Here is a 20,299-nt window from a genome sequence, read left to right as displayed (position 1 = left end):
CCGCCGGTCGGCCAGTTCCTCGGGACCATGCTACCCCGACACATCCCAGCACAACCGTTTCACCCCTCTGTGATGAACGGGGGACGATGCCGAACGACAACGACCCCCTCGACCGTGCCGGCCGTCAGGCGGCGTACATCACCAACGAGTGGAGCGACGACCCCGCGATCATGCAGACGCAGGCGCTTTGCTACGTCGGCATCCAACTCGAGCGGATCGCGGACGCGCTCGAAGAGACACAATCGGAGACGGACACGGAGAACGAGACAGGTTAGTAGACCGCGACGTCGTCGAACCGACCGTCGTAGGCGATGTGTCGCGGATGCGTCGGTTCGGTCCCCGAGAGGAAGAACCGATCCGCTTTCTTCCAGGTGTTCTCGTAGCCGAGGTGGGCCAGTTCGCCCGCCGTTGCTCCCCAGTGTGCGAGGCCGTTCTCGTGGACGATGCGCCGCGAAACGTCGTCCTCGAGCGCCCGACAGAGATCGGCTTCGCTCTCGATGGCGGCGTCGAATTCGGTGTGGGCGACGCCGACCGTGCGCGAGATGTGGGCGTACGACGACGTGAAGGGGGGATACTCGAGCCGTTCGGCGAGGTGGCGGGCGCGACGGTTGTGGTGTGGCAGGTGTTTCGGGTTGAAAATCTCGACGGCGTCGATCACGTCCCGGTACCGCCGCAGCTCCGATTCGGAGAGGCTGACGTTCAGAAACCCGGGATGCGGGGCGAGAACGACCGCGTCCTGCCGTTCGAACTCGGCCATCGCCGCCTCGAGCGGGATGAAATCCGGCACCGGCTCCTCGAGGCCGAGGGCGAGGATGTGCTTGCGCTCGTGCCACGCACCGGTAAAGACCTCGCGGGCGGGAATCACTCGGAGGTCGTCGCTCGAGTACGCGGCGGCCTGCTCGCGGATATCCGGGAGACGGGTGAAGTGGGGGGCGTAGACGATCGCGTCGAGGCCGGCTCGCGTCGCTCGCTCGACGACGCGTTCGTCGAGCGCCTTCACGTGACAGTCGACCGCCGACGTCGTGCCGTCGCTCACAGTCGCCCCTTTCGCGACGGGCGAGTTATGCATTCTGATTCTGTATCCGAACGGGACAGACGCTCTGTCGGGAGATACCAGCTTGCTGGGGTATTGTCCACCGACGACCGCGGCGAAAAGACCATTAGGACGGCCGCTCGATGTCGTATCAAATGGCGTGGGAATGCGGAATCAGCGGCTGCGGGTCGATGTTTGCGGACGTCGAGTCGGCAGTCATCCACCAGGCGACCGAACACGAGCGCCGCGAGTGCAAGGTCTGTGGCACCGTCGTTCCCGACGGCTACCTCGCGATCCGCCACGCGTTCACCGAACACAGCCGCGCCGAGTACGTCCGCGCCTACGGCGCGAACTCCGAAGACGTCCGCAAACGGGAGGAACTCCTCGAGGAGATCGAGGAGGTTGCGGATCTAGAGTCGATCGTCACGGAACTGCGATAGGGCGGGTCCAGGCCAGCATCGACGCGACTGCTGACACGTTCCTCACCGACCGTTACGACCATTCGGCGGTCACGATGGAACGCCGATTTGCACTCGACTCGGGACGCAGCCGCGATATGGAGTTTCCTGCCGGTAGCTCCGAACTGCTGAGCGAATGGAACGGCGGGAGCACGGCGCTCGTCGCTGTCTGTATACGGGCATAAATTCCCGTTCACACGGTCCGACGAACTACCGTTCGTCGCTGTATTCAGCGCGGCGGCGCCGCGCTGACTGCTCGACGAGCGCATTAGCGTTCGTCGCTGTCGAGCACGCGGATCTGATCCCCACGCACCGTGACCGGAATCGGGACCGTCGCCTCGTACAGTTCGACGGTCACCTGGTCCTTGCCCTCGTCGATGCGCTGGACCTGCGCCTTCTCGCCCTTGAACGGGCCGGCGATGAGTTCGACGATGTCGCCCTCGGCGATGCCCTCGACGTCCGGCTTCGGCGAGAGGAAGTGCTCGACCTCCGAGATGTCGGACTCGCCCGGGACGATGCTCCGCGCGTGTGGGATATCCTCGAGGACGCGGTTCAGGACCGCGTCGCCGTCGGCTTCGACCATCACGTACGACGTCAGCGAGTCGGGCGCGAGCGCGGCGTGGATCTCCGGCTCCTCGCGGTTGATGATCATGTCCGCGACGGTGCGCTCCTGACTCGCCGTCGTCTTGACAGCGTAGATGCCCATTAGACGCCACCACCCGCCGGGAGGAGGAGCATGATCGCGCCGATGACGAACCCGATGAGACCGACGAACAGGATTCCGGCACCGGCGATTTTCGCTACCTGCGTGAACTCCTCGGTCGTGGGTGTCGTCGCCATCTTCAGCACCCGGACGTACGAGGAGAGGTCGTAGGGGATATCCATATCTGTCTGTTCACAACGCGGCGTCTTTTATCTGTCTTTCGTGTTTTGCGGACTATCGGTTCGATCGGCCACGCCGGTCGCCCGCACTGCTCGAGGGCGCCACCCGATCTGCCGGTCGACGTTGCATGCGACGGCCCGAGGGCCAAACCGTCGGAGCGCGAACGACCGGCCATGGCAGAGGACAACGTCGACCGCACGAACGAACAGGAAGCGGAGCACGAGGCCGAAATCGAGGAGGAAATGGAGCGCGTCGACCGCGATCCGGACGAGGTCGACGACGGCGACAGCGACCTCGGCACGCAGAACGCCCCGCGGGAAGAGGCTGAGGACCTCGAGGATCTCGAGGAGGCAGAACCGGTAGGGGAGGAAGAGGAGGAAGAAGAAGCCTGAACGCCGGCGTCACACCCTACCCCGCTTTTTGCCGCCCTACTCGATCGCCGGCAACACCTCGTTTTCGTAGAACTCGACGAACTCGGCCTGATTCGAGCCGATCTGGTGGACGACGACGTGATCGAAGCCGGCGTCGACGTACTCCCGAATCGTCTCGATGTGCTCGTCGGGGTCCGACCCGCAGGTGAGCAGGTCCGCGATGTCCTCTTCGGAGACCGCCTGCGTCGCCTGCTCGAAGTGCGCCGGCGTCGGCAGTTCCCACATCAGGTCGCCGGGCAGCCCTTCGATCGTCCAGTTCTCGTAGGCCTGTTCGATCGCGTCGGCCTCGTCGTCGGCGTAACAGACACCGACTTCGCCGTATCGGGGCTTGTCGCTGCCGCCGCCGGCTTCGAACGCCTCGATCAACTCCTCGTCGGGCCGGACCGCGATGAGGCCGTCGCCCATCTCGCCCGCAAATCTGGCCGTCTTCGGGCCGTCCGCGGCGATCGGGATCGGCGGCGTCTCGTCGGGCAGCGTGTAGAGGCGCGCGTTTTCGACCGTGTAGTACTCGCCGTGGTAACTCGTCGTCTCGCCCGTCCAGAGCGCGCGAATGATCTCGAGCGCCTCCTCGAGCATCCCGAGGCGGACCTCGTGTTCCGGCCAGCGCTGGCCGGTGATGTGCTCGTTGAGTTTCTCGCCGGTGCCGAGACCGAGGGAGAACCGGCTGGGCGCCATCGCGGCGGCGGTCGCGGCCGCCTGCGCGACGATCGCAGGGTGGACCCGAATGATCGGGCAGGTGGTCGCGGTCCCCAGCGGAATGTCGTCGACCGCCTGCGAAATCCCGCCGAGCACGTTCCAGACCAGCGGACTCTCGCCCTGGCTCGAGAGCCAGGGATGGTAGTGGTCGGAGATCAGCGCGTGGTCGAAGGCCGACTCGTCGGCGAGTCGAGCGTACTCGACGAGATCGTTCGGGCCGTGTTCCTCGCAGATGAGTTTGTAGCCGACGTCAGTCATCGCTACGAGTCGGGGAACGGCGGCTGTTCACCCGGCGGTCTCCCGGGCTGCCCGCCGATCGGGGTCTGCTGTCGGTCGAACTCCTGTCGTGCGGCGAGTTCCAACTCGACGGTCTGTCGCTCGCCGTCGCGGACGACCTCGAGTTCGACCGTGTCGCCCGGCGAGGTCTCGAGCGCCAGATACGAGAGGAGTTGGGCCTGCGTCGTCACCTCCTGGCCGTCGATCGCGACGATAACGTCGCCGGTTCCCGGCTGGCCCGCGCTGGCCGACTCCAGTACGCCGTCCGCGGGCGAGTTCGGCACGACCTGGGCGACCAGCACGCCGGTCGCCTCCTCGAGCCCGACCGTCTCCGCGATCTCCGGGCCGACAGGGACGACGCCGACGCCCATGTACGAGTGTTCGTAGGTGCCGTCCTCGACGAGCGCGGAGATGACCCGGGTGGCGAGGCGCGAGGAAATCGCGAACCCGATCGTCTGGCTCGCGCCGGCGAAGACGACTCCCAGCACCTCGCCCTCGAGATTCACCAGCGGGCCGCCGCTGTTGCCGGGGTTGATCGGCGCGTCGGTCTGGATGGTCGCCGGGATCGAGGTGCCCACCGGGCTGGGCAGGACGCGGTTCGTGCCGCTGACGATCCCCTGCGAGACCGACGCGTCGAGGCCGAGCGGGTTGCCGATCGCGAGGACCTCCTGGCCGATTGCGGGTTCGGAGTCGATGAGCGACAGAGGTTCGGCCTCGTCGGGCATCTCCTCGACGCTCAACACGGCGATGTCGCTGTACGGATCCGTGCCGACGATCGACGCCGTCGCCCACTCCTCGTTGCTGAACTGCACCTCGATGCCGCCCTCGGTCGCGCCCTGGACGACGTGGTTGTTCGTGACGATGTACTGGTCGTCGACGACGAACCCGGAGCCGAGGCCGCTCCCGCCGCCGCCACCGGGACCGTCGGTCGGCCCGAGGGAGACGGAAACCAGCACGACGGAATCGATCACGTCGCGGTACACCGCGGTGTACTGGCTCTCGTCAGCCGATCCGGTTTGATCGTCCGTCCCGGCTCCGTCGCTCTCGTTCCCGCCGATGTCGCTCGAGTCGTCGGACTCGTTCTGTGCGGCCGTGCTCGCGGCGCCAACGCCGAGTATCGACGCGGCACCCGCGGCGCTGATGAGCTGCCGTCGAGAGAATCGCGTCTGCTGTTGGTCGGGCATCACGGCGTTCGACTCCAACGACGGTATTAAAACACGTCCCGGCACCGTCAGCCCGACGAATTACGGTTGTCGTTGTCGAGAGCGGCGGCTGACGAGGCTGCAACAACTGCAGAGAGAAGGTTCGAGGCGCTGTGGCGGCTTACGCCTCGTCGAAGAGGGTCTCGCCCTCGACCATGTGCTCCTCGACGGTATCGAGGTCGAGCGTCACGCCGAGACCCGGCTCCTCGGGGATCTCGATGTAGCCGTCCTCGATGACGTCTTCCTCGACGAGGTCTTCCCACCACTCGAGTTCGTAGGAGTGGTACTCGATGGCCAGCGAGTTCGACACCGCGGCACCGACGTGGGCACCGGCGATAGTTGCGACCGGCGAAGCGACGTTGTGCATCGCCACGGGCACGTAGTAGGTGTCCGCCATATCGGCGATTTTCCGGGTTTCGCGCATGCCGCCGACCTTGGGCATGTCCGGCGCGATGATGTCGACGGCCTGCTCCTCGAGCAGGCGGCGCTGGCCGTGCTTGCGGTAGACGTTCTCGCCGACGGTGATCGGCGTCGTCGTCGACTGGGTAACCTCCTGCTGGACGTCGTGGTTCTCCGGCGGGACGGGGTCCTCGAGCCACCAGACGTCGTACTCCTCGAGGCGCTCGGCGAGTCGCTTGGCGCTGCCGCCGGAGAACGTCCAGTGGCAGTCGAAGGCGACGTCGGCGCGGTCGCCGACGCGCTCGGTGACCTTCTCGACGATCTCGGCCTTGTGTTCGATCTCGGGCTCGCGCAGGTGGCGGTTCGCGCGGTCCTTCTCGTGGCCCGAGGGAACGTCGAGGTCGAACTTCAGGGCGTCGTAGCCGAGTTCCTCGACGACGCGTTCGGCTTCGTCGGCGCAGGCGTCGGGGTCGGCTTCCTCCTCGGTGTGGCAGTCGCAGTAGACGCGCATCTCGTCGCGGTACTTGCCGCCGAGCAGCTGGTAGGCCGGCACCTCGAGGATCTTGCCCGCCAGGTCGTGCAGGGCGACCTCGATACCCGAGATGGCGGTGATGGTGACGCCGGCGATCGACCCCTCGCCGGACATCTTCTGGACGAGATGTTCGTAGAGTCGGTCGATGTCGAGCGGGTTCTCGCCGACGATGAACGGCTTCATCCGCTCGATCAGTTCGGGGACGCCGGCGCCCCAGTAGGCTTCACCGGTCCCGACGATGCCCGCGTCCGTGTAGATGCGCACGAGGGTCCACGGGAAGTTGCCGTTGACCATCGTCGTCTGGACGTCGGTGATCTCGACGTCGCGGTCGCCGCCGCGGTCGCGGGTCACGCCCATCGTTTCCGACGAGAGGTCCCGCATCGTATACTCGGCGTTTGGATCGTGCAACTGCGAGTAATCGACTCCCATGGGAAGAACCCTTACTCCGACGGTAGTAATAGTTTCTATCTCGTGAGTATCCGGTCGGTCGAAAACGGGTCCGCGTTGCGCGCACTCAGTCTCAGAGCGCCGAGAACTCGACGGCCGTCTTGATGACGCCGTCGCCGGTTTCGAACGCCCGCTGGAACTCCTCGAGGCCGTAGACGCCGGTCACGAGGTCGCCCGTGAGCCACGTCGGCAGCTGCGAGAGGGTGTCGACGGCCGACTCGAAGTGGCCGCGGTGGGAGTTGACGGTGCCCAGCAGCGCCTTGTTGTGCAGGACCATCTCGCGGTGGAGCCGTCCGCCGTCGACCTCGAACTCCCAGGGTTCGGGGACGCCGAGCAGGACGCCGACGCCGTTCGGGGCGAGCGCATCGACCGTCTCGAAGGCGTGTTTCGCGTAGCCGGTCGCCTCGTAGACGAGGTCGATCCCCTCGTAGGCGGCGGGAATTTCGGACACTGGCGTTTCGCGGGAGTCGATGTAGGTCCCGCCCAGTTCCTCGATGATGTCGATCGTCGGATCCGGTCGATCCCGCCGTCCGAGACAGTAGGTCCGCTCGATATCGAGGACGTCCGCGAACATCCCGAGCGTCAGCAGCCCGAGCGAGCCGTTGCCCAGCACCAGCGCCGACTCGAGGTCCCAGTCGAACGCCGAGCGGGAGGCGACCGCGTGTTCGATCGCCTTCTCGGAGATGCTGATCGGCTCGACGAGGAAGCCGAGGTGGGCGAGCTCCTCCGGAATCGGAATGAGGTACTCCGCGGGACTGGTGAAGTACTCGGCCATAAAGCCGTGGGCGCCGACGATCCCGCGCTCGACGTACTCGCCGTCGGGCGCCATGTCGGGTTCGCCGCGCTCGAAGTACTCGTTGCCGTGCCCGTTCGGTCGCCGTCGGACCGTCGGTACGACGATCTGTCCCGCCTCGAGGTCGGTGCCGTTGGGGTCCTCGACGACGCCGACGGCTTCGTGGCCGAGGACGAGTTGCGTATCGTCGTTCGGTACGTCGCCGTGGTGGCCCGCGATGACTTCGTGGTCGGTTCCGTCGACGCCGACGCGAAGGGTGCGCACGAGCGCTTCCCCGGATTCGGGTTCGGGTCGAGGCCGCTCGACGAGCGTCGGTTCGCCGGCCCCCGGTTCGACTGCGATCGCTTGCATACGTCTCCCAAGGTTCGCCTCGGATAAAAGATTTACCTAGTCCGTAGTAAAGAATTCGAGATCAGGTATCGGTCGTATCAGCGCCGCTCGAGGCGCTAATTCGGATCCACAGGTACAATAATCGAGTATGGTTGTGATTCACACGCCCTGGTTCCGACTACCGGGAAATTCGTATCAGCGGACCAGCAACCGGACCTCCGGTCATCAGTCAGCAAGAACGAACCGACGATCCGTTCGTCCGCTACGGAAACGGCTCGAGTCGGTGGTCGGAGTTACTCGCTGCGGGCGTCTTCGACCGCCTCGACGAACGATTCGGCGTGCTCTCGGACGCCGTCCATGTCGTCGTCCGCGATCGCGTCGTAATCGATCAGGGCGCTGCCGGCGCCGACGGCCAGCGCGCCGGCGTCGAAGTAGTCGGCGACGTTGTCCGCGGAGACGCCGCCGGTCGGAATGATCTCGACGTTTCCCAGCGGCCCCTTGAGCGCGCCGATGTGGCCCGGGCCGACCGTTTCGGCGGGGAACATCTTGAGGATGTCCGCGCCGGCCTCGAGCGCGGTGACCGCCTCCGTCGGGGTCATGACGCCGGGCGAGGCGAGCACGTTGTGGCGGTTGCAGGTGCGGATAATCTCCCGGTCGACGTGGGGCGAGACGACGAAGGTCGCGCCCGCGTCGATCACCGATTGGGCAGTTGCGGCGTCGAGGACGGTGCCGGCGCCGACGACCACGTCGGGATCGGCCAGTTCCCGGTCGACCGCGGCGATCTTGTCGCGGGCGTGGGGTTCGTCGGCCGTGATCTCGAGGGCGTCGACCCCGCCTTCGTGGAGCGCGCGGGCGACGGGGACGATCCGCTCCGTGCTGATTCCGCGCATGACCGCGATGACGCCGCTCTCGACGATCCGTTCCTCGACCGTCCGGCGATCGGTCATCGGCGACACCTCCGTCCGGCACCGGTAACTCGCGTCCGATTCGACTCGTGAGCCGCTGTGCGCAGCGCGTTTGTGGTCATCGAATCGGTGTCCACCGCCCATCCGCAAGAAGGTCGGGGCGGAATGCGCGTGCGAGCAAAAGCGGCCGGGCTACTCCTCGAGCGGCCGAATCGTCACCGACTGCGCCTCGAAGTCCTCGAGGAAGGCGCCGGCGCCCCCGATCGTGTACCGGTCGCCGTCGACGTCGATCTCGAACGCGTTTTCGATCGGGACGGTCGACGTGGCGGGGCGAACGAGGCTCTGCCGGACGTCGACGACCTCGCCGGTCAGCGTCGACGGGAGGTCGCGGTCGCCGACCGGCGAGCCCGTGACGTCGACCTCGAGCGGCGTGTCGGTCGCCAGATGGAGCGCGATCTGGAAGACCGCGTGGCGGAACCCCTCGTAGGTCGCGGGGAGGTCGTCGGCCGTCGTCACGTACCGTTCCTCCGCGATCGGCCAGTAGTTCGCCAGGAACGAGCCGGCGAGGACGGGGACGAGTTGCTCCTGCGAGAGCGCGATCGCCTTCGTGTCGCTCGTCGAGGTCGTCAGCAGTTGACTCGGCGAGAGCAGGCCGTGTTGGCGGTCGACCGTCACCATCGTCGGCACGAGGGCGTTCCAGGTCCGAACCGTGCTCGCGACGCCGGCGAGCGACGCCGTGTCGACGTCGCTGTCGGCCGTCCCGAGCAGGAGCAAGACGAGTACGCCGCGCTCGGCGGTCTCCTCGAGCGTTTCGCGGACCTGCGGCAGCACCGACGCGGGGATCGAGAGCGTGACCTCCGTCTCGGCCTCGGCGAGCAGGCTCTCGATGCGCTTTTGGACGGTCTGGCGCGACTTGATGACCTCGAACTGTTCGGTCGGCCGCTCAGTCGTGGTGTAGCGCGATCGCAGTTCCGGCTCCATCTCCTCGACGCTGCGGGTGAGCCGCTCGACGACCGTCTCCGGATCGACCGGGCGGATCACCGTCGGCACCGCGTGATCGTCGACCTCGACGAACCCGCGTTCCTCGAGTTCCTCGCTGATGCTGTAGACGTAGCGCTTGGAGACGTCCGCGGCGTCCGCGATCGTGCTCGCTTTCGACTCTCCGTGGTCGAGAATCGCGAGATACGTGTCGATTTCCTTCTCAGAGAGACCGAACCGCTCGAGGAGTCCGGCGAGCCCGTCTGTATCCATGAGTTCCCAGTACGTACGGCATCGGCGGGGGTGGTAAAAAGGTTCTTCGTCGCGCGTTCGCAGCGTCCCGACCCGTTCGCCGGCTGACGAAAAGTGAGAATACATATTACAACAAATTTTAATCGGTGGGGGTCGTACCGGCTGCGTACGATGACACTTCACAGCGCCCTGAACGACGTCAAACGGTCGCAGGGCGACCCCCGTCGGTTCCCCGGCGAACGCCGGTCAACGACGGGGCTGTTCTCGGGGCTCGACGAACGGCTCGTTCACGTCGCTCCCGACGGGTCGGTCAGAGACTACTCCTATCCGCTCTCGGGGCTCGTCGGAATCGAGCGCTCGCGGTTCGGAATCGAACTCGACGGCAGCATGCACTGGCTCGAGGGCGGCGAGCAACGCTACGTCGACGAGACGGCCGTCGTGGAGACGGTCCACGACGTCGGCGACCGGACGCTTCGCCAGTACGACGTCACGGTCGGCGCGTTGCACCTCACGCACTTCGAACTCGAGGGTGACGGTGCGGATGCGGACGACTCCGGCGGAACGCTCTACGCCTGTCTCGGCTTCGCCCCTGAGGGACGAGTCGAGCGCACTGGGCAACTCCGCCACGACGACACCGTCGAGATCTACCACGACCGCGAGCGCGACTACGTCACCGCGTCGACGGCGCTCGAGATCGACGGGCAGGTGCCGCCGTACTTCGAGGAGCTGCTCGACGGGGAGCCGATCGAACTCCCCCGCTCGGACGGCGACGGTCGCTACGAGGAGACGCGGCTCAGCCCGATCGCGACGGCCGAAATCGAGTTGACCGGCGCACAGCCGAGCACGACGGTGGCGACGCTGCTTACCGACGCCGATGGGAGCAGTCGAAGCGACGCCCTCGAGCAGGTCCGCACCGGTGCGGCCGATCACGGCGACCGCGAGTCGATCCTCGAGGCGGGCCGAACGCAAGTGCAAACGCGACTACCCGACGTGGCAGGGGCGACCGGCGGTCGCGTTGACGGCATCGTCGAGGACCTGCGCACGTTGTCCCTGCTGCGAGCGTCGAACGGCGCCCGGATCGCCGGCCCCGAGTTCGATCCGTTCTTCCGGTACTCCGGCGGCTACGGCTACACGTGGTTCCGCGACGACGCCGAGATCGCCGGCTTCCTGCTGGCCGCCGACCGCGAGGCAGACCTCGGCCTCGAGGCGTGGCACCGGCAAAGCGCCCGCTTCTACGTCGAGACGCAACTCGAGGACGGCACGTGGCCCCACCGCGTCTGGGCCCACAACGGCGAGATCGCACCCGGCTGGGCGAACGGTCGCCTCGAGGGCGATTCCGCGGGGACGGACTACCAGGCCGACCAGAGCGCGAGCGTCGCGACCTTCCTCGCGACGTACCTTCGCGTCGTCGACGACGCGGACGACGAGGTCCGCGAGGCGCTGCTCGCGGCGCTCGACGGGCTCGACGCGACCCTGGCAGACGACGGGCTCCCCGAACGCGTCCAGAACGCCTGGGAGAACATGACCGGCCGGTTCACCCACACCGCGGCAACCTACCTCGAGGCCTACGCCGCGATCGCTCGGGCGCCGATCGCCGCCGAGTACCGGGAGCGTGCGGCCGAGAACGCCCGGATCGTCTACGACGCGATCGATCGGCTGTGGGTGCCCGACCGCGCGTGTTACGCGCTGCGGCTCGACGGCGACGACCTGGACGAGCGCCTCGACGGCAGCACCTTCGCGCTCGCGTCGGCCCACGCCGAGTACGCGGCGCTCGAGGATACGACGATCGACGACGAGCGCATCGAGCGACTCGTCTCCCACCTCGAGACGACGCTCGAGGGGCTGTACCGCGATCCTGACGGTCCGATCGAGGGCCTGGCGCGGTTCGAGGACGACCCGTGGCGCGTGAAAGAGCAGGCCGAGCCGAAGGTCTGGACGGTGACGACCGCGTGGGGCGCCCACGCGGCCGCCGAGTTCGGCGACCTGCTGGCCGCTCGAGATCACGAGGCTGCCGACGCGTTCGACGAGTGGGCGACGGCGTTGCTCGCGCTCGTCGAACCCGGCGGGACGCTGCGCGGTGACGGCGAGTACCTGCCGGAGCAGTTTTTCGACGACGGCACGCCCGATAGCGCGACGCCGCTGGGCTGGCCCCACGCGCTGCGGCTGACGACGGCGATCGCGCTGGAGGCGACGGAACGAGACGCCGATCCGGTCGCGAGCGAGAGTGCGGAGGGGACTGTGCCGCTTCGCGAGTAACGAGTCACGGGTATTTTCGCGGCCGCACTGCAACGGCGAGCGGGTTCTGCGGACGAAAGAACGAGTTCTGCGGCGAAACCGTACTGAAAATCGACTCCGCTACGCGGTGGGAAATGTCGCGAGCCGGCTACGGTGGCGTCGCCGCCGGCGCGGTTCGCTCTCGAGCGAAGACGTTGCGGCCGGTCTCGGCGTCGAAGAGGTGGATATCGGCCTCGTCGAACGTCAGCGTCACCTGATCGCCGGGCTCGAGGTCGACGTCGGTGCCGACGCGGGCGATGAACTCCGCGCCGAGATCGAGGTGGAGGTAGTTGTCCGAGCCGACCGGTTCGACGACGTCGATCGTCGCCGTGAGCGAGTTGTCCGCACCCGCGTCGGCGATCGAGACCTTCTCGGGCCGGATACCGAGCGTGTACCGACTCGACTCGAGGTCGACTCCGCGGTCGGCGAGGAACGACGTCGAGAGGTCGAACGCGAACCCGCCTTCGGCGCCGACCAGCCGCAGGGAATCGCCGGTCCGCTCGACGTCGACGTCGATGAAATTCATCGAGGGCGAACCGATGAAGCCGGCGACGAACTCGTTGGCGGGGTTCTCGTACACCTCGGTCGGCTCGCCCTGCTGCTGGAGCTTGCCGTCGTTGAGGATGACGATCCGGTCGCCCATGGTCATCGCCTCGTGCTGGTCGTGGGTGACGTAGACCGACGTGATCCCGAGTTCGTCCTGCAGCCGCTGGATCTCCGCGCGCATGGAGGTCCGGAGTTTGGCGTCGAGGTTCGAGAGCGGTTCGTCGAACAGGAACACGTCGGGTTCCCGGACGATCGCCCGCCCCAGCGCGACGCGCTGTTTCTGGCCGCCGGAGAGTTCGTCCGGCCTGTCCTCGAGCAGTTCCTCGATGTCCATCATCTCGGCGGTCTCGACGACCCGCTGTCGGCGCTCTTTTTCCTCGAGATCGGTGCTCATCCGGAGCCCGAACTCCATGTTCTCGAAGACCGTCTTGTGCGGGTACAGCGCGTAGTTCTGGAACACCATCGCGACGTCTCGATTCTTCGCGTGAACGTCGGTGACGTCCTCGCCCCCGATCTCGATGCGTCCGTCCGTCGGCTCCTCCAGGCCGGCGAGCATGCGAAGCGTCGTCGTCTTCCCGCAACCCGACGGTCCGACTACGGTCACGAACTCGCCGTCCTCGATCTCGAGATCCAGATCGTCGACAGCGACGACCGTCCCGACATCGTATTCCTTTCGGAGGGAATCCACCCTAACACGTGCCATTTCCTCGGGAGTTCGGCGAGCGACCATAAAATCCTTTCCCAATTCACGAAGTAATATTACAACACACGTGTCGAAGGAGGTTGACGAATGTCCTTGGATAACCATTATAGTTCTCGAGTTCATGTAATGTTCGGAGCGGCAGTGTAGATCCACCAGCAAAATTCGTATTTTATCCTCAACCTTCCAGTATTGGACCGTCTAACTTCGATATCCCAATGGTTAAATATATGAATACATAATTCATCACCGATTACGCCATGTCAATGGAACGCAGGCAAGTTCTGACCGGGATCGGGGGGCTAACGACGGTTGCTGTCGCGGGCTGTCTCGGCGGCGACGAACGCGGAACGACGCTCTGGCACGACTTCACCGACGCCGAAGAGAGCGATCTCGAGACCTACCTCGAGACGTTCAACGAGGGGCGCGAGGACACGCTGGACGCCGAGGGCATCTCGGAGATCGAAGACCAGCTCGATACGGCCCTCGCCGCGGGCGACGGCCCGGAAACGTTCGCGTGGGCGCACGACTGGATCGGCGTCTACGACGACCAGGGGTTCGTCTACGACGCGAGTGACGACGTCAGCGTCGACCTCGGTTCGGAGTACACTGAGGCGGCCGCACAAGCAGTGCAGTGGGACGGCGCGGTGTACGGCCTTCCGTACGCGGCCGAAACCGTCTCGCTCATGTACAACGCCGAGATGGTCGACCAGCCGCCGGAGACGATCGACGAGATGGTGTCGATCATGGAGGAGCACCACGATCCCGAAAACGGACAGTACGGGCTCTCGTGTCCGGCGATCGACCCGTACTTCCTGAGCGGCTACCTGCAGGCGTTCGGCGGTTACATCTTCGACGAGCAAAACGAGGAGCTGGGCATCGAGGCCGACGAGTTCATCGAGGGAGTCGAACTGGTTCAAAACTCCATCTGGGAGTACGTGCCGAACGACCCGTCCTACGAGTCCCAGGTGCCGGTTTTCAACGACGGCAACGCGCCGTTCGCCATCAACGGGCCGTGGGAGCTCGCCGGCTTCCGCGACGCCGGAATCGACGCGCAGGTCGCGCCGCTGCCGGGGGTCGAGGGCGGCGAACCGTCCCCCTACACGGGGATCCAGACGTGGTACTTCACGTCGCAACTCGAGGACGCCGAGGAGGCGGCGCTCGGCACGACGATCGACTGGGCCGAGTGGTACACGACGAACGAGGACGTGATCATCGGTAACGCCCAGAACCACGGAGCCATCCCGGTCCACCAGGACTACGTGGAGCACGAGGACCTCGGCGACGACGTCCAGCAGTTCGCCGAAACCGTCGGGATGGGCGTCCCCATGCCGTCGCATCCGATGATGGATCAGGTCTGGACACCGTTCGAGGAAGCCCTCGAGCGGGTCTTCCAGGGACAGGCCGGGCCGACGGAATCGATGGAATCGGCCGCCGAAGAGATCCGCGGCCGCTGGGAGTAATCGACGCCGTACTACCTTATCGCCTATGTCAACGTCATTCCTCGACCGAGTCTCCCGCCGCGGTCAGCGCCGCCTCTCCGTCGACGCGGACGAGATCGGCCTGTTCGGCCTGTTACTCGTCGCACCCGGCGTCGTCCTCTTCCTGTCGTTCATGTTGTTCCCGATCGCGTTTCTCGTCTACCTCTCGCTCACCGACGCGACTCACGCCGGGACGGTCATCGGCGGCGCGAACCTGATCGGCTTCGATAACTACGTCGAGATGTTCACCGACTCCCAGTTCTGGAACTCGCTGGGGACGACGTGGTTCTTCGTCGGCGTGAGCCTCGTCTGTAAGGTGACTCTCGCGCTGGGTCTCGCGGTGCTGCTGACGAACAACCGGATTCGGGGGAAGCGGTTCCTCCGTGCGATCGTCATCATTCCGATGGGGTTCCCGGGGATTTTCGTCATCACCGTCTGGCGCGGCATGTTTAGCGGTGCTCGATACGCGCCGTTCAACGAATTCCTCGCGATGTACAACGACGCGGTGACGACGGTGCTGGGAAGCGGGGCTCCCGAGTTCCTGCTGGTAACGCTGCCGGTCGGCTGGCTCAGCGGTCGCTGGAGCGCGTTCATCGCGTACGTGACGACCGAAGTGTGGCTGGCGTACCCGTTCCTCGTGATCATCATCGTCAGCGCGCTGCAGGACGTGCCGGGGGAACTCCACGACGCGGCGAAGGTCGACGGCGCGGGGTTCCTGCACCGCTTCCGCCACGTGACCCTGCCGTCGATCAAGCGGCCGGTCATGTTCGGATCGATCCTGACGGCCGCGACGTCGTTCCAGCAGTTCCTCATCCCGTGGGTCTTCAACAACGGCGGCCCCGCCCGGAGTAACGAACTCCTCCTCGTGTACGGCTACCGCGAGGCTATCGAACTCAATCAGTACGCGTTCGCGTCCGCAATCATGGTAACAGCTATCGCATTCATCGGCATGTTCATGTGGCTCGCAGTGAAGAAAGGCGACCTCGCCGAGGGGGTGAACGCCTGATGAGCGTCCGCCAAACGATCGAACAGGTCAAAGCCGGGAAACTGGATCCCGCCGACGTCCTCAAGACGGTGGTCGCGACCGGCGGCGCGCTCAGCCTGCTGCTCGTGCTCATGTTCCCCGTCTACTGGATCTTCACGACCTCCCTCTCGCAGGGGGCCGGACTGATGAGCTCGGAAGGGGTGTTCGCCGATCCGTCGACCTACAATCTCGACGCCTACCGCTGGGTGATCTACGAATCCTCGTTCACCGACGCGCTCGTCAACAGTCTCATCGTCGTGACGGTGACCGTGACGGTCTCGATGGCCATGGTGATTCCCGGTGCGTACGCGCTGTCGCGTCGCCAGTTCGCGGGTCGGTCGAAGATCCTGTACGGGTACGTCCTGTTCACGCAGGTCGGCGCCGGGCTGTCCATCGCGACGCTCATCGCGCTGTACGCGCTGTTTAGCAACCTCGGGCTGAGCAACAGTCTCGTCACCCTCGGGCTGTTCTACGCCGCCAGCGCGATTCCGTTCAACACGTGGCTGCTCAAGACGTTCATGGACAACATCCCCGTCTCCTACGAGGAGGCCGCGCTCATCGACGGCGCGAGCCGGTGGGACGTCATCCGCGAGGTGATCCTCCCGCTGTCGAAACCCGGCATCGCGGTCGTCCTCATCTTCACCTTCCTGGCGGGCTGGAACGAGTTCATCGTCGCCCAGCGACTGCTCCGCCCGGAGAACTACACCCTCTCGGTCGAACTCTACGCGCTCGCGACGAGCGGGCAGTACGAGACGCCGTGGACGGAGTTCGCGGCGTTCGCGATCATGTTCGCGCTCCCCGTCGCGATCATCTACTTCGCCGCGCAGAACTACGTCGAGAGCGGGCTCTCGTTCGGCGGCATGGAAGGCTGAATCGAGACGCGATCGACGGTTCCTTTCGCCCTGTTTCTCCATCTCGGCCCATCCCGAGCACTCGGGCGACGACTCCTCGAGCCGCCGCTCCCCTACGCTGTTACTCGGCCGTCGCCTCGAGCACGGCCGCCGTCTCGACGGTGAGTTCGTAGTCGAACGACTCGTCGTCCTCGAGAGCGACGCACGGAACCGCTTCGCCGGAGACGAGATCCGTCGCCGCGACCGACTCGTCGATCCGAAGGGTCGCCGATCCGTCGCCGAAGTGGAGAAGGACGACGACGCGGTTCCCGGCCGAATCGTCTCGGGCGTACGCGACCGCAGCGTCCGTGTCGGTCTCGTACGCGATCCGCTCGAGGGCGGCCGCCGTTCGGAGCGCCGGATGGGACTGCCGGAGGTCGCTTAGCCCTCGGTAGTACTCGAACAGGTCGTCGTCGAACTCGTCCCAGTTCATCGGCTCTCGGCGACCGGTTAAGCCGGTCTCCTGGCCGTAGTAGTACATCGGCACGCCCGGTAGCGTGAACGTCGCCGCGCCGGCGGCTCGCTGGGTTTCCCGGCCGTACCGCTCGAGGTAGCGATCGGTGTCGTGGTTTTCGACGTACTGGAGCCACAGCGAGTCCGGATGCGCACCGCGGCGGTCACGTTCGGCGATCGCCTCGAGGATCGCGTCCGCGGACGTCGTGTCGAGGCCCGCGGCGGAGTCGGTGAATTCGTCGGCGACGGCGTCTTCTCCCTCGTCCTCATCCTCCTCTTGGCTGGTCGCGCCCGCAGCCCCGTCCGCGTCGGCTGTCGCCTCCGACACGCCGCCGTCGCCGGCCCACTGCCCGATCGCCTCGAGGACGTCGTGGAGTACGTCGTCGTGGTGCATGTGGAACCGGCCGCCCCCCATCTCGACGTCCGAGGGGAGCGTCTCGTCGAGCAGGAAGAACTCGGCGTCGGCGCCGGTCACGCGGTCGTGAACTTCGGTCCAGAAACTCAGCGGGACGCCCCAGGCGACGTCCGTCCGGAAGCCGTCGACCGTCGGCGCCCAGTAGTCGATCACCTCGAGCAGGTACTCGCGGACCGCGGGATTGCCGTGATCGAGGTTCGGAATGTCGGCCCAGCCGAAGTAGGTGTCCGCATCGCGCGCGTCGAAGTCTTCCCAGCGGTACCAGTCGCGGTACCGGTCGTGCTCAGGGTGGTCCTCGTCGACCGCGGCCTCGTAGAAGGGATGGGTATCGGCGGTATGGTTGATCACGAGGTCGAACACGACCCGAATGTCGCGCTCGTGGCAGGCCTCGACGAGCGCCTCGAAATCCTCGAGCGTCCCCAGGTCCGGATCGGGAGCGAAGTAGTCCCGCGTGTTGTAGCCGTGCGGGCCGCCGTGATCCATCGGCGTCCCGAATCCGCTCTCGGCCTCGAGAAACGGCGTCAGCCAGAGGACGTCCACGCCCAGCGCCTCGAGGTGATCGAGCCGGTCGGCGATCGTCTCGAACGTTGGGTCATCTTGGTCGGGGAACCGGCGCGTGAAGATTTCGTAGACGACGGCGTCCTCGACCCACGACGGCGGTTCGAACGGGTGCTCGACGCGGACCGTCGTTTCGCCCCCGCCGTCGTCCGCGGGAACCAGTTCGATCGCGTCGGGCACTGAGTGCCGATCCCCGACGGCAACCGCGTAGACGCGTACCGGTTCCGTCACGTCCGAGAGCGGGATCGTCCCGTCCGGCGACACCGCCGCGTCGTCGCGATCGTCGACGTAGAACTCGACCTCGAGAGCGTCGTCGGCCCCGCCGACCACGGTCGCGGTCGCCGAGAGTTCGATTCGGTCGTCCGCGACCGTCGCGTCCAGCGAGACCTGCGGTCGGGGATCGTCCTCGTCTTCCTCGGGGAAGACGCGAACCGTCAACTCGTGGGTCCCGTCGGGAGCCTCGAGCGTAAGCGCGTACTCGCCGGGAACGTCGGGTTCGAACTCGGCGATCGGCTCGTCGGTCGGCTCGGCGGCCGACCCCGCGGGCGCGTCGGCGACGCGCCACGAATACTCGCCGTCCGGATCGGGGTTCCACGGCGCGAGTTCGTCCCGCGTCTCCATCTCGTTCCCGTTCGGATTGACGATCCCCTGGCCGACGGTGACAAAGCGCGGCGGTCCCGGATGGTGGGAGCCGTCGCCGCTGACGAACTCTTTGGCGCCGTCGGGATCGGTACTATTGTGACCGCCGTCCGTTGCAATCCAGCCTCGCGTTCCTTCCGCTTCGTCAGGACCATCTTCGTCCGTCTCTGGCGACTCGCTGCGGTTCATGATCGATACCTCGAGCGCCAGTAGTAAATTTGTGATGTACTCGTACGTAACACCTACAAGGCGGGGAAACGGCAGGAGCAACGGTTCCCACCACGCCTACCCCGGCGGCCTCGAGACGTTTTCTCTGCGATTGCGGCCTACGCCCGTCGAACACCGCGACTCGGTGATTCGCGAGCCCGACGAACCGTAGCGTCGTCAAAAACGACGGACTCACTACGCTCGTCCGTCGAGCGCGACGAGGCTCCCCTCGGTTACGCCTCGTCAAACAACTCCTCTCCCTCGACCATGTGCTCTTCGACGGTATCGAGGTCGAGCGTGACGCCGAGCCCCGGCTCCTCGGGGATCTCGATGTAGCCGTCTTCGATAACGCTCTCCTCGACGAGGTCTTCCCACCAGCCGAGTTCGTAGGAGTGGTACTCGACGGCCAGCGAGTTCGAGATCGCCGCGCCGACGTGGGCGCTGGCGACCGTCGCCACCGGTGAGGCGACGTTGTGCATCGCGACGGGCACGTAGTACGTATCGGCGAGGTCGGCGATTTTCCGGGTCTCGCGCATGCCGCCGACCTTGGGCATGTCCGGCGCGATGATATCCAGCGCCTGCTCTTCGATCAGTCGGCGCTGGCCGTGCTTGCGGTAGACGTTCTCGCCGACGGTGATCGGCGTCGTCGTCGACTGGGTCACTTCCCGCTGGACGTCGTGATTTTCCGGTGGGACGGGGTCCTCGAGCCACCAGACGTCGTACTCCTCGAGGCGCTCGGCGAGGCGCTTGGCGCTGCCGCCGGAGAACGTCCAGTGGCAGTCGAAGGCGACGTCCGCCCCGTCACCGACGCGTTCGGTGACCTGCTCGACGATCTCGGCTTTGTGCTCGATCTCGGGCTCGCGCAGGTGACGGTTCGCGCGATCCTTCTCGTGGCCCGAGGGGACGTCGAGGTCGAATTTGAGCGCATCGTACCCCAACTCGTCGACGACGCGTTCGGCTTCGTCGGCGCAGGCGTCGGGGTCGGCTTCCTCCTCGGTGTGGCAGTCGCAGTAGACGCGCATCTCGTCGCGGTACTTGCCACCGAGCAGCTGGTAGGCCGGCACCTCGAGAATCTTGCCCGCCAGATCGTGCAGCGCGACTTCGATCCCCGAGATGGCGGTGATCGTGACGCCGGCGATCGACCCCTCGCCGGACATCTTCTGGACGAGGTGTTCGTACAGGCGATCGATATCCAGCGGGTTCTCACCCTGCAGGAAGGGCTTCATCCGTTCGATCAGCTCCGGCACGCCCGCGCCCCAGTAGGCCTCGCCGGTGCCGACGACACCTGCATCGGTGTAGATGCGCACGAGGGTCCACGGGAAGTTGCCGTCGACCATCGTCGTCTGGACGTCGGTGATCTCGACGTCGCGGTCGCCGCCGCGGTCGCGGGTCACGCCCATCGTTTCCGACGAGAGGTCCCGCATCGTGTACTCGGCGTTCGGATCGCGGAGGTCTGAGTAATCGACTCCCATAGCTCTCGTTGGCTCGAGCCGTAGG

Annotated in this window: 19 protein-coding genes; 7 read left to right on the top strand and 12 right to left on the bottom strand. The window is 66.0% G+C overall.

The annotated features are described in order from the left end of the window. The first annotated feature begins 86 nt into the window (after positions 1-86). Complete coding sequence (locus ATJ93_RS09915) at positions 87-275, top strand: hypothetical protein (RefSeq protein WP_120244489.1); 189 nt, start codon at positions 87-89, stop codon at positions 273-275. On the opposite strand, the gene ATJ93_RS09910 is transcribed toward ATJ93_RS09915, so the two are convergent. After that, the gene (locus ATJ93_RS09910; protein ID WP_120244488.1) at positions 272-1,069 is read right to left on the bottom strand and encodes a PHP-associated domain-containing protein; all 798 of its coding nucleotides are present in this window, start codon (positions 1,067-1,069) and stop codon (positions 272-274) included. The genes ATJ93_RS09915 and ATJ93_RS09910 overlap by 4 nt on opposite strands. 119 nt (positions 1,070-1,188) lie before the next feature. On the opposite strand from ATJ93_RS09910, the gene ATJ93_RS09905 reads away from it, so the two are divergent. Then, positions 1,189-1,473 carry a DUF7565 family protein gene (locus ATJ93_RS09905; RefSeq protein WP_120244487.1) on the top strand — a complete coding sequence of 95 codons (285 nt, stop codon included), beginning with the start codon at positions 1,189-1,191 and terminating at the stop codon, positions 1,471-1,473. Positions 1,474-1,759: 286 nt separating this feature from the next. Here the strand turns inward: ATJ93_RS09905 and ATJ93_RS09900 are convergent, their stop codons facing one another. Further along, positions 1,760-2,197 carry a transcription elongation factor Spt5 gene (locus ATJ93_RS09900; RefSeq protein WP_049991853.1) on the bottom strand — a complete coding sequence of 146 codons (438 nt, stop codon included), beginning with the start codon at positions 2,195-2,197 and terminating at the stop codon, positions 1,760-1,762. Beyond that, entirely contained in the window at positions 2,197-2,376 is a 180-nt protein-coding gene (locus tag ATJ93_RS09895) for a protein translocase SEC61 complex subunit gamma (RefSeq protein ID WP_120244486.1), read from the bottom strand. Before ATJ93_RS09895 ends, ATJ93_RS09900 begins: the two co-directional genes overlap by 1 nt. Before the next feature lie 171 nt (positions 2,377-2,547). Here ATJ93_RS09895 and ATJ93_RS09890 point away from each other — a divergent pair, with 171 nt between their 5' ends. Further along, entirely contained in the window at positions 2,548-2,766 is a 219-nt protein-coding gene (locus ATJ93_RS09890; protein ID WP_120244485.1) for a hypothetical protein, read from the top strand. A gap of 36 nt (positions 2,767-2,802) precedes the next feature. Here the strand turns inward: ATJ93_RS09890 and ATJ93_RS09885 are convergent, their stop codons facing one another. The 6 genes from ATJ93_RS09885 to ATJ93_RS09860 all read right to left on the bottom strand — a co-directional run bounded on the left by ATJ93_RS09885 (position 2,803) and on the right by ATJ93_RS09860 (position 9,636). Further along, positions 2,803-3,759, bottom strand: coding sequence for a TIGR03557 family F420-dependent LLM class oxidoreductase (locus ATJ93_RS09885; RefSeq protein ID WP_120244484.1), 957 nt, complete (start codon positions 3,757-3,759; stop codon positions 2,803-2,805). A 2-nt stretch (positions 3,760-3,761) separates the two neighbouring features. Beyond that, a complete protein-coding gene (locus tag ATJ93_RS09880; protein WP_170155555.1) occupies positions 3,762-4,961 on the bottom strand; it encodes a S1C family serine protease in 1,200 nt (399 codons plus the stop codon). A gap of 139 nt (positions 4,962-5,100) precedes the next feature. Beyond that, positions 5,101-6,339: a mandelate racemase/muconate lactonizing enzyme family protein gene (locus tag ATJ93_RS09875; protein WP_120244483.1), complete on the bottom strand. Its 1,239-nt coding sequence runs from the start codon at positions 6,337-6,339 to the stop codon at positions 5,101-5,103. 91 nt (positions 6,340-6,430) lie between these two features. Continuing rightward, the gene (locus ATJ93_RS09870) at positions 6,431-7,501 is read right to left on the bottom strand and encodes a glucose 1-dehydrogenase (RefSeq protein ID WP_120244482.1); all 1,071 of its coding nucleotides are present in this window, start codon (positions 7,499-7,501) and stop codon (positions 6,431-6,433) included. A gap of 272 nt (positions 7,502-7,773) precedes the next feature. Next, positions 7,774-8,427 (bottom strand): bifunctional 4-hydroxy-2-oxoglutarate aldolase/2-dehydro-3-deoxy-phosphogluconate aldolase, encoded by a 654-nt coding sequence (locus ATJ93_RS09865; RefSeq protein WP_120245239.1) that lies wholly within the window; start codon positions 8,425-8,427, stop codon positions 7,774-7,776. A gap of 150 nt (positions 8,428-8,577) precedes the next feature. Then, positions 8,578-9,636 carry a TrmB family transcriptional regulator gene (locus ATJ93_RS09860; protein WP_120244481.1) on the bottom strand — a complete coding sequence of 353 codons (1,059 nt, stop codon included), beginning with the start codon at positions 9,634-9,636 and terminating at the stop codon, positions 8,578-8,580. Positions 9,637-9,786: 150 nt separating this feature from the next. Between ATJ93_RS09860 and ATJ93_RS09855 the strand changes: the two genes are divergently transcribed. Further along, entirely contained in the window at positions 9,787-11,871 is a 2,085-nt protein-coding gene (locus ATJ93_RS09855; protein WP_120244480.1) for a glycoside hydrolase family 15 protein, read from the top strand. A 127-nt stretch (positions 11,872-11,998) separates the two neighbouring features. Here ATJ93_RS09855 and ATJ93_RS09850 read toward each other — a convergent pair whose 3' ends face one another. Next, positions 11,999-13,138 carry an ABC transporter ATP-binding protein gene (locus ATJ93_RS09850; RefSeq protein WP_120244479.1) on the bottom strand — a complete coding sequence of 380 codons (1,140 nt, stop codon included), beginning with the start codon at positions 13,136-13,138 and terminating at the stop codon, positions 11,999-12,001. Positions 13,139-13,401: 263 nt separating this feature from the next. Between ATJ93_RS09850 and ATJ93_RS09845 the strand changes: the two genes are divergently transcribed. Genes ATJ93_RS09845 through ATJ93_RS09835 form a run of 3 tightly spaced genes read left to right on the top strand, consistent with a single transcriptional unit; the run spans position 13,402 to position 16,512 of the window. Beyond that, positions 13,402-14,598: an extracellular solute-binding protein gene (locus tag ATJ93_RS09845; protein ID WP_211334044.1), complete on the top strand. Its 1,197-nt coding sequence runs from the start codon at positions 13,402-13,404 to the stop codon at positions 14,596-14,598. A gap of 25 nt (positions 14,599-14,623) precedes the next feature. Further along, complete coding sequence (locus ATJ93_RS09840) at positions 14,624-15,622, top strand: carbohydrate ABC transporter permease (RefSeq protein ID WP_120244477.1); 999 nt, start codon at positions 14,624-14,626, stop codon at positions 15,620-15,622. Further along, complete coding sequence (locus ATJ93_RS09835) at positions 15,622-16,512, top strand: sugar ABC transporter permease (RefSeq protein ID WP_120244476.1); 891 nt, start codon at positions 15,622-15,624, stop codon at positions 16,510-16,512. Before ATJ93_RS09840 ends, ATJ93_RS09835 begins: the two co-directional genes overlap by 1 nt. A 100-nt stretch (positions 16,513-16,612) precedes the next feature. Here ATJ93_RS09835 and ATJ93_RS09830 read toward each other — a convergent pair whose 3' ends face one another. Together ATJ93_RS09830 and ATJ93_RS09825 are read right to left on the bottom strand one after the other, a co-directional pair. Beyond that, positions 16,613-18,784, bottom strand: a complete 2,172-nt coding sequence (locus tag ATJ93_RS09830; RefSeq protein WP_120244475.1) for an alpha-amylase family glycosyl hydrolase — start codon at positions 18,782-18,784, stop codon at positions 16,613-16,615. A 251-nt stretch (positions 18,785-19,035) separates the two neighbouring features. Continuing rightward, complete coding sequence (locus tag ATJ93_RS09825) at positions 19,036-20,274, bottom strand: mandelate racemase/muconate lactonizing enzyme family protein (protein WP_120244474.1); 1,239 nt, start codon at positions 20,272-20,274, stop codon at positions 19,036-19,038. Between the last annotated feature and the right edge of the window lie 25 nt (positions 20,275-20,299).

It is taken from the genome of Halopiger aswanensis, from assembly GCF_003610195.1.
Lineage (GTDB): Archaea > Halobacteriota > Halobacteria > Halobacteriales > Natrialbaceae > Halopiger > Halopiger aswanensis.
Note: the sequence above shows the minus strand (reverse complement) of the source record. Positions and strands in the feature narration are given on the sequence as shown.

Bases quoted from the DNA above. Each gene is read 5' to 3' on its own strand.
- ATJ93_RS09915 (WP_120244489.1), top strand. From the start codon at position 87: ATGCCGAACGACAACGACCCCCTCGACCGTGCCGGCCGTCAGGCGGCG.
- ATJ93_RS09910 (WP_120244488.1), bottom strand. From the start codon at position 1,069: ATGCATAACTCGCCCGTCGCGAAAGGGGCGACTGTGAGCGACGGCACG.
- ATJ93_RS09905 (WP_120244487.1), top strand. From the start codon at position 1,189: ATGGCGTGGGAATGCGGAATCAGCGGCTGCGGGTCGATGTTTGCGGAC.
- ATJ93_RS09900 (WP_049991853.1), bottom strand. From the start codon at position 2,197: ATGGGCATCTACGCTGTCAAGACGACGGCGAGTCAGGAGCGCACCGTC.
- ATJ93_RS09895 (WP_120244486.1), bottom strand. From the start codon at position 2,376: ATGGATATCCCCTACGACCTCTCCTCGTACGTCCGGGTGCTGAAGATG.
- ATJ93_RS09890 (WP_120244485.1), top strand. From the start codon at position 2,548: ATGGCAGAGGACAACGTCGACCGCACGAACGAACAGGAAGCGGAGCAC.
- ATJ93_RS09885 (WP_120244484.1), bottom strand. From the start codon at position 3,759: ATGACTGACGTCGGCTACAAACTCATCTGCGAGGAACACGGCCCGAAC.
- ATJ93_RS09880 (WP_170155555.1), bottom strand. From the start codon at position 4,961: ATGCCCGACCAACAGCAGACGCGATTCTCTCGACGGCAGCTCATCAGC.
- ATJ93_RS09875 (WP_120244483.1), bottom strand. From the start codon at position 6,339: ATGGGAGTCGATTACTCGCAGTTGCACGATCCAAACGCCGAGTATACG.
- ATJ93_RS09870 (WP_120244482.1), bottom strand. From the start codon at position 7,501: ATGCAAGCGATCGCAGTCGAACCGGGGGCCGGCGAACCGACGCTCGTC.
- ATJ93_RS09865 (WP_120245239.1), bottom strand. From the start codon at position 8,427: ATGACCGATCGCCGGACGGTCGAGGAACGGATCGTCGAGAGCGGCGTC.
- ATJ93_RS09860 (WP_120244481.1), bottom strand. From the start codon at position 9,636: ATGGATACAGACGGGCTCGCCGGACTCCTCGAGCGGTTCGGTCTCTCT.
- ATJ93_RS09855 (WP_120244480.1), top strand. From the start codon at position 9,787: ATGACACTTCACAGCGCCCTGAACGACGTCAAACGGTCGCAGGGCGAC.
- ATJ93_RS09850 (WP_120244479.1), bottom strand. From the start codon at position 13,138: ATGGCACGTGTTAGGGTGGATTCCCTCCGAAAGGAATACGATGTCGGG.
- ATJ93_RS09845 (WP_211334044.1), top strand. From the start codon at position 13,402: ATGGAACGCAGGCAAGTTCTGACCGGGATCGGGGGGCTAACGACGGTT.
- ATJ93_RS09840 (WP_120244477.1), top strand. From the start codon at position 14,624: ATGTCAACGTCATTCCTCGACCGAGTCTCCCGCCGCGGTCAGCGCCGC.
- ATJ93_RS09835 (WP_120244476.1), top strand. From the start codon at position 15,622: ATGAGCGTCCGCCAAACGATCGAACAGGTCAAAGCCGGGAAACTGGAT.
- ATJ93_RS09830 (WP_120244475.1), bottom strand. From the start codon at position 18,784: ATGAACCGCAGCGAGTCGCCAGAGACGGACGAAGATGGTCCTGACGAA.
- ATJ93_RS09825 (WP_120244474.1), bottom strand. From the start codon at position 20,274: ATGGGAGTCGATTACTCAGACCTCCGCGATCCGAACGCCGAGTACACG.